General features: G+C 47.9%; 14 protein-coding genes. 1 reads left to right on the plus strand and 13 read right to left on the minus strand.

Annotated elements, in window-relative coordinates:
- Nucleotides 1–4 precede the first annotated feature (4 nt).
- The 9 genes from BFC17_RS19040 to trmJ form a co-directional block, all read right to left on the minus strand.
- Nucleotides 5–361 (minus strand): HesB/IscA family protein, encoded by a 357-nt coding sequence (locus tag BFC17_RS19040; RefSeq protein WP_070178101.1) that lies wholly within the window; start codon nt 359–361, stop codon nt 5–7.
- A gap of 12 nt (nt 362–373) precedes the next feature.
- Nucleotides 374–1591, minus strand: coding sequence for an aminotransferase class V-fold PLP-dependent enzyme (locus tag BFC17_RS19045; RefSeq protein WP_070178102.1), 1218 nt, complete (start codon nt 1589–1591; stop codon nt 374–376).
- Nucleotides 1588–2850 carry a Fe-S cluster assembly protein SufD gene (gene sufD / locus BFC17_RS19050; protein ID WP_070178103.1) on the minus strand — a complete coding sequence of 421 codons (1263 nt, stop codon included), beginning with the start codon at nt 2848–2850 and terminating at the stop codon, nt 1588–1590. Before sufD ends, BFC17_RS19045 begins: the two co-directional genes overlap by 4 nt.
- On the minus strand, nt 2847–3608 hold the full coding sequence (gene sufC / locus BFC17_RS19055) for a Fe-S cluster assembly ATPase SufC (protein WP_070178104.1): 762 nt from the start codon (nt 3606–3608) through the stop codon (nt 2847–2849). Before sufC ends, sufD begins: the two co-directional genes overlap by 4 nt.
- A gap of 8 nt (nt 3609–3616) precedes the next feature.
- A complete protein-coding gene (gene sufB, locus BFC17_RS19060) occupies nt 3617–5053 on the minus strand; it encodes a Fe-S cluster assembly protein SufB (protein ID WP_070178105.1) in 1437 nt (478 codons plus the stop codon).
- A 296-nt stretch (nt 5054–5349) separates the two neighbouring features.
- Nucleotides 5350–6516 carry an IscS subfamily cysteine desulfurase gene (locus tag BFC17_RS19065; RefSeq protein ID WP_070178106.1) on the minus strand — a complete coding sequence of 389 codons (1167 nt, stop codon included), beginning with the start codon at nt 6514–6516 and terminating at the stop codon, nt 5350–5352.
- A 9-nt stretch (nt 6517–6525) separates the two neighbouring features.
- A complete protein-coding gene (iscR, locus tag BFC17_RS19070) occupies nt 6526–7005 on the minus strand; it encodes a Fe-S cluster assembly transcriptional regulator IscR (protein WP_070178107.1) in 480 nt (159 codons plus the stop codon).
- A gap of 108 nt (nt 7006–7113) precedes the next feature.
- Complete coding sequence (gene cysE / locus BFC17_RS19075) at nt 7114–7932, minus strand: serine O-acetyltransferase (RefSeq protein WP_070178108.1); 819 nt, start codon at nt 7930–7932, stop codon at nt 7114–7116.
- A 2-nt stretch (nt 7933–7934) separates the two neighbouring features.
- Nucleotides 7935–8651: a tRNA (cytosine(32)/uridine(32)-2'-O)-methyltransferase TrmJ gene (gene trmJ, locus BFC17_RS19080; protein WP_070178109.1), complete on the minus strand. Its 717-nt coding sequence runs from the start codon at nt 8649–8651 to the stop codon at nt 7935–7937.
- Between the two features lie 164 nt (nt 8652–8815).
- Here trmJ and suhB point away from each other — a divergent pair, with 164 nt between their 5' ends.
- Entirely contained in the window at nt 8816–9592 is a 777-nt protein-coding gene (gene suhB, locus BFC17_RS19085) for an inositol-1-monophosphatase (protein ID WP_070178110.1), read from the plus strand.
- A 66-nt stretch (nt 9593–9658) separates the two neighbouring features.
- Here the strand turns inward: suhB and galU are convergent, their stop codons facing one another.
- From galU to wecA, 4 genes are all read right to left on the minus strand, one after another.
- Complete coding sequence (gene galU / locus BFC17_RS19090; RefSeq protein ID WP_070178111.1) at nt 9659–10552, minus strand: UTP--glucose-1-phosphate uridylyltransferase GalU; 894 nt, start codon at nt 10550–10552, stop codon at nt 9659–9661.
- A gap of 367 nt (nt 10553–10919) precedes the next feature.
- Nucleotides 10920–11792 (minus strand): glycosyltransferase family 2 protein, encoded by an 873-nt coding sequence (locus BFC17_RS19095; protein WP_070178112.1) that lies wholly within the window; start codon nt 11790–11792, stop codon nt 10920–10922.
- Nucleotides 11789–12676: a glycosyltransferase gene (locus BFC17_RS19100; RefSeq protein ID WP_070178113.1), complete on the minus strand. Its 888-nt coding sequence runs from the start codon at nt 12674–12676 to the stop codon at nt 11789–11791. The genes BFC17_RS19095 and BFC17_RS19100 overlap by 4 nt, the downstream gene beginning before the upstream one ends.
- Nucleotides 12677–12749: 73 nt before the next feature.
- Entirely contained in the window at nt 12750–13826 is a 1077-nt protein-coding gene (wecA, locus tag BFC17_RS19105) for a UDP-N-acetylglucosamine--undecaprenyl-phosphate N-acetylglucosaminephosphotransferase (protein ID WP_070178114.1), read from the minus strand.
- Nucleotides 13827–13908: the final 82 nt, after the last annotated feature.

Consider the following 13908-nt stretch of genomic DNA (forward strand, 5'->3'; position numbering starts at 1 on the left):
ATTGTTATCCGACGTTAAAGCTTTCGCCACAACCGCATTCGTCAACAACGTTGGGGTTGTAATATTTAATCACGCCGTTAACACCTTCCATTACGTAATCGATTTCGGTGTTTTGTAATAACGGTACCGCATCTTTGGCAATTGCTACAGTAAGCTTGTCAGACAAGGACAATACCTCATCGCCCTCTACCGATGCGTCGGCAAAATCCAGTACATACGCGTACCCGGTACAACCGCTGACTTTAGTCGATAAACGGATGATTTTTCCGGGTTGGCTGTTTAGCTTACCTTCAAAATGTCTGACCGCTGCCGGGGTTAGTGTTACAACATCTTTACTGGGTACAAAAGTTTCAACTGACATAGATATACTCTCCTAGCCCAACATGGTTTGAGCTTTACGTAAGCCCGCGAAGAAGGCTGACACTTCTTCCTGTGTGTTATACAACGAGAAAGAGGCACGGGCAGTGCCATTGATACCAAGCCGATTCATCAGCGGCTGCGCGCAGTTATCACCGGTACGAATGGCAATGCCCTGGCGGTCGAGAATAAAGCCGATATCCGCAGGGTGCGCATTGTCCATTACAAAACTCAGGATACCAATTTTATTTTTTGCGGTACCGATAAGGCGCATACCGGGAATATCAGCAGCCTGCGCCATCGCCGCATCAATCAATGCTTTTTCATGAGCTTGCACCGCTGCAATATCCAGCTGACTGAACCAATCCAGTGCGGTGCCCAGACCAATTGCGCCGGCAATATTAGGCGTGCCCGCTTCAAGACGATTGGGCAAAGCGCCCCAGGTAGCAGTTTGATAAGTCACATCGGCGATCATCTCGCCGCCAGTAAGCCATACAGGCCAGTTTTCCAGCACTGACTTCCTGCCCCAAAGCGTACCGATACCAGTAGGGCCAAAGACTTTATGACCAGAAAACGCATAAAAATCGCAACCCAATGCCTGAACATCCACATCGCCATGAGCAATACCTTGCGCGCCATCAACCAGCACCAGCGCGCCATAGGCTTTTGCCAGCATGGTTAGCTCTTTTACCGGGTTTACAGTGCCCAGAGCATTAGACACATGTGGGAAAGCGACCATTCGCGTGTTGGGTCCAAGGGATGCTTTGAAGGTTTCAACATCCAGTTCACCATTGTCAAAAATAGGCGCGATGCGCAGCGTGGCACCACTTTGCAGACAGGCTTGCTGCCAGGTAACCAAATTTGCATGGTGCTCCATTTCAGTGACGACGACTTCGTCACCGGCCTGAAGCTGCTGCGCCAGACCTTTGGCTACCAGATTGATTCCTTCGGTAGTTCCACTGGTCCAAATGACTTCTTCACGACTTTCGGCATTGATGAACGCAGCCACCTGATCACGCGCCTTTTCATAGCGGCGGGTCGCTTCGTCTGAGAGCTGGTGAGCACCGCGATGCACATTGGCATTACAGTGAGTGTAAAAATCTACCAGTGAATCAATAACCACCTGTGGTTTCTGGGTGGTTGCGCCGTTATCCAGATAAACTAAGGGCTTACCATCCACCTTTTGTGAAAGGATCGGAAACTGTGCACGAATGGCCGCTACGTCGAAGCTCATTTGACCTCCATGCCTACAAAACGGTCATGTAACTGGGTTAACAGCCATTCTGAAATATCCGCATTGGGGATTTGGTTAATTAGCTCCTGGATAAATCCAAAGTTCAGCATAATGAGTGCCTGACTCCGACTAATACCGCGGGTTAACAGATAATACAGAGCGGTATCGTCAATCTCGGCAACGGTTGCACCGTGGGCACATTTCACGTCGTCGGCGTAGATTTCAAGTTCGGGCTTGGTGTTTATCACCGCGCGGCGGGATAGCAACAAATTACGGTTATTCAGTTCTGCCAGCGTTTTTTGTGCATCACGATGAATATGAATGCGGCCATTAAATACTGCTTTAGCGCGATCGCCAACGATACCCCGGGCATTTTCCTCGGTAGTACAGTTAGGCACGGCATGCTCAATGGTAGTGTGCAAGTCAAACAGCTCGCCTTCGGCCAGCAAATAAATCGCATTAATATTAGCGTTAGCTAATTCGCCGGTATAGATCACATCCACATCGAGGCGTGATAGCTGACTGCCATAGCCAATCAAGGTGCTATTAAGCTGGGCTTTTTCTGCCACTTTAAAATGGCATCCACCCACATGCATGGCATCCTGGGTGTACATAGCAAAGCGATAATGCTCAAGCTGCGCCTGGCTTTCCAGCACATATTCGCTGAAGGCCGTATTCAAACTACTGGCACTGCCGTAGCCATCTTCCAGGATAATCGCTTTTGCGCCCACTCCCACATGCATCAGTACACGCAGATGTTGGTCGCCTTCGTTGCCAGCCAACTGGGTAATACGCACCGGCGTTTCGATGCTGGCACCGTCTGCCACCTCAATAAACAGACCATCGGCCAACAACGCATCGTTAACCTGTCCAAATAAATGCTTGGCCGGCTTTACGTCTGACAACAGGCTTTCGATGACTCGTTGTTGCTCAGCAGTTGCTGATGAGAACCGTAGGATTTCCATCCCTTCCGGCAACGTCAGTGTGCTTACGTCGGTGAGCAGCTCATTGCCACTGAACACCAGTTCGATTGCGTTTAGCTCGCCTATTTTAGGCGCGCTAAACTCGGTATTTTCAGGCTTAGCCAGTGATACGCTGCGCTTTTCTACCGGGATGAGCGGAGTAAAACGCCAGTCTTCCACTTTGCGCAGCGGCCAGCGAACTTTTTCCAGTTCAGCCAGAGCCGCCTGACGATGAGGAGCCAGCCAGTCCTGATGTGTTTGCGCCGTGGCGATTACTTCAGACAGCCATTGGCTCATGCATCCGCCTCCTCGTAGGCTTTACCCAGGAAAGCGTAACCGGATTTTTCCACTTCCAATGCCAGTGAAGCGTCGCCACTTTTAACAATCTTGCCGTCCGCCAGGATATGCACAAAGTCTGGCTTGATATAGTCAAGCAGACGCTGATAGTGAGTCACAACAATGAAGCTGCGCTCACCATTGCGCTGGCTGTTTACGCCATCGGCAACAACCTGCAGAGCGTCAACATCAAGTCCTGAATCAGACTCATCAAGAATGCAAAGTGATGGTTCTAGCAAAATCATTTGCATGATTTCATTACGCTTTTTCTCACCACCAGAAAAGCCTTCGTTAACACCACGCTTTAAGAAATCCAGTGGCAGATTCACCTGTTTACAGGCTGCTTTGGCTTTCTTTAAAAATTCAGCAGCGGTCAGAGGTTCTTCACCACGGTGCTCGCGCAACGCATTAACCGATTCTTTTAAGAATTCCATGTTGCTAACGCCTGGGATCTCAACCGGATACTGGAACGCAAGAAATAACCCTTCACGAGCACGCTCTTCCACTTCAAGGTCGAGTAAATCTTTACCATTAAGCGTTACGGCACCTTCGCTCACTTCATAGCCGTCGCGACCTGACAAGACATACCCTAAGGTACTTTTACCGGCGCCGTTTGGTCCCATGATGGCGTGAACTTCACCAGGCTTAATTTCCAGATTCAGCCCTTTGATAATGGTTTTATCTTCAACACTGGCGTGTAAATTATCGATAGATAACATTAAATTCTTTACCCCACAGAACCTTCTAAACTAATTTCGAGTAACTTGCCGGCTTCCACCGCAAATTCCATTGGTAATTCTTTAAATACTTCCTTACAGAAGCCATTGACGATCATGGATACGGCTTTTTCAGCATCCAGACCCCGTTGCTGAGCCAGGAATAACTGTTCGTCACTCACTTTGGATGTAGTGGCTTCGTGCTCAACGATGGCAGACGGATTTCGGCTTTCGATATACGGGAACGTATGCGCACCACACTGATCGCCAATCAGCAGCGAATCACACTGCGTAAAATTACGGGCGCCGTCAGATTTCGGTCCCATTTGTACCAGACCGCGGTAGGCGTTATTACTTTTTCCTGCCGAGATCCCTTTGGATATGATCGTAGAACGGGTATTTTTACCCAGATGGATCATCTTGGTACCAGTGTCTGCCTGCTGCCGGCCACGGGTTAACGCCACAGAATAAAATTCACCAACGCTGTTATCCCCTTTCAGTACGCAGCTCGGGTACTTCCAGGTTACGGCTGAGCCGGTTTCTACCTGGGTCCAGCTGATTTTTGCGTCATTATGGCAAATACCGCGCTTGGTCACAAAATTGTAAATACCGCCTTTGCCGTTTTCGTCGCCCGGATACCAGTTTTGTACCGTTGAGTATTTGATGTTGGCTTTATCCAGCGCTACCAGCTCTACGACTGCTGCGTGTAACTGGTTTTCATCACGTTGTGGTGCCGTACAACCTTCAAGATAACTAACATGGCTGCCTTCGTCGGCAACAATTAATGTACGTTCAAACTGACCGGTGTTTTGCTCGTTGATTCGGAAATAGGTAGACAGTTCCATTGGGCAACGTACGCCCTTAGGAATATAAACAAACGAGCCGTCGGTAAATACAGCACTGTTCAGCGCCGCAAAGTAGTTATCGGTTCGAGGAACCACAGAGCCGATGTATTTTTTAACCAGCTCAGGATATTTCTGGATAGCTTCAGAAATAGGACAGAAGATAACACCTGCTTCATGCAGCTTTTCGCGGAATGTCGTAACCACCGAGACCGAATCAAATACGGCATCAACGGCAACGCCCGCCAGCATTTCCTGCTCATGCAATGGAATGCCCAGCTTGTTATACACATCCAGTAATTCAGGATCCACTTCATCAAGCGACTTAGGCTTGTCTTTCATGCTCTTAGGCGATGAGTAGTAGGAAATCGCCTGATAATCCACCTTGGGGTAATCGACGTGAGCCCACTCTGGCTCTTCCATCTCCAACCACGAATGATAAGCTTTCAAACGCCATTCGAGCATCCATTCCGGCTCATTTTTCATTGCAGATATGCGGCGGATTATCGATTCGTCCAGACCATTTTCGAAGGTATCAGACTCGATTTCTGAATAGAAACCCGCCTCGTATTGTTTCGATAGTGCCTGTTCGATTTGCTCGCTCATTGACTCATCTCACTGTTATTGAACATATTCTTCACGGTTTTGGTTAAAACGTAAGTTTATTTTCGCACTTACCAACCTGACAACACACTGGTTATCACCGTGACGTGGGTGCCGTATTGTATAATACCCGAGTAATTCACTCAACTATTCGCCCCGAGCGATAGTGACATGCGCTGCTACTGCAGCAATAATTTGGCTTTTATATACACGGATATCTGGGGGCCGCAATCTTGCCTGAATATTGATTAAACTGCAATCTCAGCGGCTCCGACGTTTGTCTCATACCAGCAGCAGAATTAACCTGCCATCCTGGCTTTACGTAAAGTTTCTACAGTTTCTGTTACCCGCTGCGCAACAAAGCGCACTTCATCTTCTGTAGTGAACCGCCCTACCGAAAAACGCAACCCTGCATGCGCCAATTGCGCACTTCTTCCCAGAGCGGTTAACACATAAGAAGGTTCCATGCTCGCCGAGGTACAGGCCGAACCGGTGGAGATAGCAATATCATTCAGTCCCATCACCAGGCTTTCGCCGTCTACACCACCAAAACTGATGTTGATAATGCCTGGTACTCGCTGCGTAAGATGACCATTCAGATAAACATCATCCAAAGTGCTCAACAAGTCCCAAAGCAACTCAGTGTAGTGCCTCAAGCGTAGCCCTTCTTCGGCGAGCTGCTGGCCTGCCAGTTCACAGGCTGCACCAAAGCCAACAATCTGATGGGTAGGTAAAGTGCCAGAACGCATACCCCGCTCATGACCACCGCCATGCATCTGCGCAGCAAGCTGCACTTTAGGCCGACGCCGTACATACAGCGCGCCGATCCCCTTAGGGCCGTAACATTTGTGTGCCGACAAGGACATTAAATCCACCGGCAGTGCGGATAGATCAAGCGGCAACTTACCCAGGCTCTGTGCTGCATCGACATGAAAATACACTTGTTTTTGCCTGCATACCTGACCAATTGCGACCAGATCCTGTACCACACCGATTTCGTTGTTAACATGCATCACCGACACCAAAACCGTCTCGTCGGTAATCGCATCCGCCACCTGCTGCGCCGAAATCAGGCCCTCGGCATCGGGCTGCAGATAGGTAACAGCCACTCCTCGCTGCGCCAGATAATCACAGGTGTCGAGTACCGCTTTGTGCTCGGTAATAACGGTAACAACGTGCTTTTTAGCTTTTTCTGATGCTTCTATTACGCCCTTGATAGCCAGATTGTCTGACTCAGTTGCACCAGAGGTAAAGACGATTTCTCGCGGGTCACAGTTAATCAGGTCAGCTATCTGATTACGTGCTACATCAACTGCTTCTTCGGCAATCCAGCCATAGCGATGGGAGCGGGAAGCCGGATTACCGAAACTGCCATCCATTGTTAAACAGACAGCCATTTGCTCAGCAACCAAAGGGTCTACCGGCGTTGTCGAGGCATAATCTAAATATACGGGAGTACGATTCATACTATGGCTTTAAATTTGAATACTGACCTGGATTTTACCGTCGAGCGGCAGCTTATGCTTATCCTGACGCCCGGCAACGGCCTGCACATCGCCTTTTGCCATTAACTCACCCAGGCTGATACCATCAAGAAAATGACTAATGCGGTCACTTAAATCCTGCCACAAACTGTGGGTAAGGCAGCGTTCGCCAGCCTGACAATCACCTTGTCCCTGACAACGGGTAGCATCAACAGACTCATCTACCGCACGGATCACTTCACCAATAGCGATAAGGTTGGCTTCCCGCCCAAGCTGGTAACCACCACCGGGACCGCGAACACTCAGCACCAGATTGTCTTTACGCAAACGGGAAAACAGCTGCTCTAAATAGGACAGTGATATTTCCTGTCTGGCTGATATGTCAGCCAGAGAGACTGGTCCCTGCTTGGAATGGAGAGCTACATCGAGCATTGCCGTTACAGCATAGCGGCCTTTAGAAGTCAGTTTCATAACCAGGTACGGATAATTAACAATGACAAAATTGTTCCATACCCGAGTAAAATGGTCAAGTATAAAACCCTGCAATTTACTCAGGTATTCGGGATTGCGGTTACGCCGCTAAATTTGTGGATCGAACTCATCATGATGGGGCTGTTTGCTATTAGGTACCACCGGAGAGATACCAGTACAGGCGAAATCTTCGGCGGTCATCGCACTTAAACGCTCCTTAGACACCTCACCACCCAGACTTTGGATAACCTGACAAAGTTCTTCAATGCGCCCATCCATCGCATGGATATGTTCCACCATGATACCCATGGCATTGGCAACCGGATCCGGGTTTTCTGATGCAACCGCATAAGCATCAAAGCCATACTTTTTGGCAATAGCATTACGCTTTTTATTCTCTGTATCAGTCTCTTTAGCCGGTTGCAAAATATGTCCCGGAATACCCAGCACCGTAGCTCCCGGAGGCGCATCTTTAACCACAACAGAGTTGCTGCCAATTTTTGCCCCTTCACCAATGGTAATCGGTCCCAGGACTTTAGCTCCGGCACCAACCACAACATTATCTTCTAAAGTGGGATGGCGCTTGCCGGCGTTCCAGGTGGTACCACCCAGCGTTACGCCATGATACAGGGTGACATCATCACCAATTTCTGCGGTTTCCCCAATTACCACGCCCATACCGTGATCGATAAAAAATCGTTTGCCAATAGTCGCGCCGGGGTGAATTTCGATGCCAGTCAGCCAACGGCTAAAAGTCGATAACGAGCGCGCCAGCCATTTTAGCTCTAACCGCCACAGCTTATTGCTGATCCGATGTAACCAGACCGCATGAAGACCCGGATAGTTAGTGAGTACTTCAAACGCGTTGCGTGCAGCCGGGTCGCGATGAAACACGCCCTGGATATCTTCTTTGATTCGGCTAAACATCGTTATTTCTCCGCTGATTTATCCACCGACGCTAATATACCGCGCAGAATATTGAGCTCCTGTGATTCAGGACGCGCACGGTTAAACAAACGACGCAGGCGGGTCATCACAATACCCGGATGACTTGCTCTGATAAAGTTGACCTTTGTCAGAGTGGACTCGAGATGTACGTAAAAACGCTCTAAGTCATCGTTAAGCGGATACTCGGTTTCCTCGCTTGGGATCGCATCTTTATTTAAATAGGCCATTCGAATTTCGTAACACAGCGTTTGTACTGCAGCTGCAAGATTCAGAGAGCTGTAGTCCGGATTAGCTGGAATGCAGACATGGAAATGACATTGCTGCAACTCCTCATTAGTCAGACCGCTGTTTTCCCGCCCAAATACCAGTGCCACCGGATAATTATCTACTTCTTTGATCAGCTTTTCACCGCAACTACGAGGCTCAAGCATTGGCCAGCTTAGTGTTCGCGAGCGCGCAGAGGTGCCTACTACCAGTCCACAGCCTGCAACGGCTTCCTCAAGCTTGCTGACGATTTTTGCATTTGCCAGCACATCACCGGCCCCCGCGGCCAAGGCGCTGGATTTTCCATCAGGGGGCGTTACCGGATCCACCAGGTATAAATTGCTCAGACCCATAGTCTTCATAGCGCGGGCGGTAGACCCAATGTTACCGGTGTGGGAGGTGTTAACTAATACGATTCTGATATTTTCTAACATGCTTTTAACGTGTACGGCTGTAATTGGCGCTGAGTGTAGCATACCGCTTACACATTCTCACCGCCCGGCAACGTATTTCATCTGGTATGCCATTGCATTGTAGGGTGGAACTGGTAAACTCCGCCGCGTTTACTTTTTGATCTTTTACAATTGGTGGTTTTGTTATGCATCCGATGCTGAACATTGCGGTGCGCGCTGCGCGCGTGGCTGGCTCTATTATTGTCCGTGGTTTTGAAAACCGTGACGATCTGGTAAAACAGGTTAAGGGCGCGAATGATTATGTGACTCAAATCGACAAAGAAGCCGAAATGGCAATCATTCATAAAATTAAGCAATCGTATCCTGACCACAGCTTTCTGGGTGAAGAAAGTGGTGAAACTGCAGGCGAAAGCTCGGAGTTTCAATGGGTTATCGACCCACTGGATGGCACCACCAATTTTATCAAAGGCATACCTCACTTTGCCGTTTCTATTGCGTTACTGCACAAAGGCCGTTTAGATCAGGGCGTTGTCTTCGATCCTATCCGTGGTGAACTCTTCACTGCTTCACGCGGCCAGGGTGCACAATTAAATGGCTATCGTATTCGTGCAAGTAAAGCGCGCGATCTGTCAGAAACAGTTCTGGCAACCGGCCTGCCGTTTAAAAACAAAACCCAATATGCCGATTATGCCATTCGCTTAAACAAGATTTTCCATGAATGTGGTGATATACGCCGCGCAGGTAGTGCCGCACTCGATCTAGCCTATGTGGCAGCTGGCCGTCACGATGGCTACTGGGAGCGTGGCATTAAGCCATGGGATATCGCCGCTGGCGAGCTGTTAGTTCGTGAAGCCGGTGGTTTGGTAACAGATTTTAGTGGTAATAACGACCCACTGTATAAAGGCGAGATTGTTGCCGGTAGTGTTAAGGTTGTGCAGGGTTTGGTTAAACACCTGAAATAATCCCAATAGATAGCAAAAGGCCACTTCAAATGAAGTGGCCTTTTTTATAATGTTCTGTTCGGCAAATTAACCGTTTAGAGACGCCAGATATTCTTTGAATTCTTCACCCAGACCAGGATGGCGCAGAGCATACTCTACGTTAGCTTTCATGTAACCCAGCTTACTTCCGCAGTCGTGGCTCTTTCCTTTCATGTAATAAGCATCAACCTGCTCAACCTTCATTAACGAGGTAATCGCATCAGTTAACTGAATTTCGCCACCTGCGCCTGGTGGAGTATACTCAAGCAGAGGCCAGATTTCATGAGACAAGACATAACGACCCACAACCGCTAAATCAGACGGCGCTTCATCCAGCGGTGGCTTCTCAACCATGTTGTGAATTTTGGCTGACTCGCCTGGTTTAATCGTTGCGCCTTCCAGATCAACAATACCGAATTTAGAAATGCTTTCCTGCGGTACCTGCTCAACCATAACCTGACTCACCCGGCTGGTGTTAAAGCGCGAGACCATCTCTGCCAGGTTATCTTTTTTCAGGTTACTGGCGTAGTCATCAATGATAACGTCCGGCAGTACCACCGCAAATGGCGCATCGCCAACCATAGGGTGTGCACACATAATAGCGTGTCCCAAACCTTTCGCCGCGCCCTGACGCACGTGCATAATGGTTACGTCTTTTGGACAAATCGCCTGGACTTCTTCCAGTAACTGACGTTTTACCCGTTGTTCCAGCGTGGTTTCCAGCTCAAACGACGTATCAAAGTGGTTTTCGATGCTGTTTTTACTGGCGTGAGTAACAAGAATAATTTCTTTCAAACCTGCCTGAACACATTCGTTTACCACGTACTGAATTAAAGGCTTATCAACAACTGGCAGCATTTCTTTTGGGATTGCTTTAGTTGCTGGCAGCATCCGCGTACCTAGGCCGGCTACAGGAATAACCGCTTTTTTTACCTGACTCATAGTTTATGTCCTTTAATTGAAAGTCCTCGACCAATAGTAGAGTAATGCAAACCGCATTCCGAATTGACCTTCGGCTTTTACTCACTACTACCATCATAAAATAGTAGGCTGACCAATATTCTTTAGCTAAATCGGGATTTCTCCCGCTTTTATCTCGTTTATCTTGCACCAAAAATGAGCGAACGCACATTATTAGTGAACAAGGGCGGCGTATTCAGGCCAACCATTCCTTCAAATACACCGGCTTTAACTTTATCAATCCGGGGGCGTTAACCGCTCAACTTTTATTCAACAACTGAGCTGAAAATAAAGCTGAACCTAAATGTAAAACATCTTCATTAAAGCATCATGACGAAGCACGCTCAACCTAAACTTGTTTGCCTGGTTGGTAAGGTCCGGCTCGCTCATTAATCCCGTCAAGCAATCCTTTGTGCATATACTTTCGACGCAGGGCTTTATTATCCAGGCACCAACCATTGATGATCCAACGGAGCGGTAAAGCAAGACAATTGCGTAGCTTCCAATAGCGAGGAACATAGCCTCTGCGCGACAACAAAAGAATGTTGCGATACTGATAATACAATCGGATCGGGCTACCCACCTTAAAGGTAATGCCAAGGATTTTTTTTCTGTCCTCCCCCTGACGATGCAACAGATGCGTCTGGGTATCACCTATGATCCGAAGCCCGCGCTGCGCCGCCCGCCAACACCATTCGTGGTCGACACCGTCGATAAATAAGGCTTCTTCCATGTCTCCGGTGATTTGCAGAACACTCAATGGAATGACTTTTCCGGAAGCAATAATTTGCCGACAAGCCATAAAGCCGTTGTCGCAGCTTTCGGGCCGCTGTATGCGAGCCTTCACCGCTTTATTATTAAACTCGCTAATAATAGTCGGCCCATACGCTGCCATATCGGGAAAAAGCTGATGCGCAGTGACTGACCGCGCCGACACCGCATTAAGGAAGGCAACGCTTAACCGGCTATCCTGGTCCAGCAACATGGCATAGTCATATTGCAAACTTACCGCTACTTCAAGCCCACGATTTTGAGCTGCGGCGATACCAATATTAGTCGGAAAATGCCGGTATTCGATAACTGAAGAAAGCTTTCCCTGACAGCTCTGAGGCGAATTATCAATAATGATGACACCCCATCCGGCGTCTTGCAAATGGGCGATATTACCAAGCAAAACATCCTGCTCGGGATGATAAAGGATAATGATTGCGACAAATTTCAATGTTTAATAAATTTTTCTAATATGTGCCGGTCAAGCTTGTAGGCCATTTTAACAATTCCCGAAGGCATCATTCGCAATCCAAGTACAAGACAAGCGTAAAAAAAGTTATAGGCGGTTAATCTTTTCAACCAACGCATAGCCCTGACCCGGGCACGAAATTCATTAAGGGACTTTATCAATCCACGACGTTTATAAAAATCGTTAACCCGACGAAAACGCAGTAATTTATCTTTTAAATTACAAAAAATATAACCGGCCGCTGCCAACTCAATCCACAAAAAATAATCCTGCGTGTTTTGTAGGGCATCATCATAACGGTAACCATCGGCAAACACTTTGTAGCGAATACATACCGTAGGATGGTTAATAGTACAGCGACGAGGTAACAAACGCGTAATCTGGCGATTAGTCTGCGGCATTACCCGTGCGCCAACCTGCTTGTTCTGTTCGTTGATTTCGACTAAACCCGTTCCCAAAATCGAAACATGGGAATGCTTATTCAAATAAGTAATTTGTTTCTCGAGGCGATTTACTTCGGAGAAATCATCCGCATCCATACGAAAGAAATAGGTAGGCTTTAACGATAGAGACCAGTCTATTGCGAAATTCATACAGGCCGCTAACCCTCGGTTCACGGCCCCTTCTACAACCACGATGCGGTCATCATTTTCGGCATGCCCCATAACGACAGCAAGCAACGACAAATTTATGTGCCCATCGATGACAATCACATACAAAAAGTCGCTATAAGTTTGCTGACGAATACTGGTAATCGCTTGATCTACCCATTCTTCACAGTCTTTTTCATACACGGCCATAGCTACAATCGCAGGTACTTCGTGGACCTTGTAGCAACTGTGTTTGATTGAAAAATTGGGAGTCAAAGGTAAATCCGGTAGTCATCGGTAAACGAAGTGTACCGGATTTTTTGGGAAAAATGCACCATCATGATGCAGATTATACAGGAAATATCTGGCGTTTAATGGTCCGGACAAAGCGTATAATTTTCCAGATATTCATAATCGCGGTACTGTAAATTACCAGCAACGCCATAAATCCCCAGAACATGATGTAGTCGGGAACCTGATAAACCTCACCAAGAATGCCGATCAAGCAATAGGCTGCGCCCATCAACAGAATGGCTACCAGAGAGCGACGGGAACTAAATCCGGCACGCATGAAAATATTGTGCAGATGCTTACGATCGGGACGTAATACAGACTGCCCTTTGCGGGCACGACGGAACATGATCGCCGCCATATCCATTAATGGTAAACCGATTAACCAGACACCCGTTATCGGGCGCAGTGAGGCATTAGCTCCCTGAGTGTGATCCACCAGTAACCAGACGATAGTAAGCCCAACAAACATGCTGCCGGCATCACCCATAAAGATTTTGTTTCCTTTAAACCCTTTCAGGCTAAGATTAAAGGCTAGAAAAGGAACGATAGCCGCAATGATAACCAGCGGCTCCATAATTGCCGCGCCGTTACCTGAAATCAACAACAAGCTGACAACGCTGGCGAGGACAACCAGACTCATACCACCGGCGAGACCGTCAATACCATCAATCATATTAACGGCGTTAATAACGCCTACTACACAAATTAGCGTGAAAAAGTAACCGCCTAAACCAAGATACACTTCGCCAAAGCCAAAAATGTCGCCCAGTGAGGTGATATAGTTTTGCGCACTCCACGCCATTATAGAAGCGACACCGAACTGACAAACCAAGCGCCCTTTAGCACTCAGGTCAAAGCGGTCGTCCAACATACCGAGTAATACAATAAATGCCGACGCCGTAAAAAATAACGGGTTGTTTTTCATCCAGACATCGGTTAGTACGCTGGCAACAAGTACAGCAACAAAAATAGCCACGCCACCAGTTAAAGGAACAATCCCACTGTGTCGTTTGCGATAGGACGGTTGATCAACCAGCCCAAACTGGTGCGCCAGAGGCGTCATTACTACCAGTAAAATCAACGCTACAAAGAATGCCGTAAACAACGGTATCAGCTGCAGATAATCCATCATGCCTTACAATTCTCCACAGAATCCTTACCCACCTGTGTTCTCACGCCCATACTTCACCAAGGACATTCCATTTACTTACTTG

The sequence above is a fragment of the Marisediminitalea lipolytica genome (genome assembly GCF_001758465.1).
Taxonomy (GTDB): domain Bacteria; phylum Pseudomonadota; class Gammaproteobacteria; order Enterobacterales; family Alteromonadaceae; genus Alteromonas; species Alteromonas lipolytica.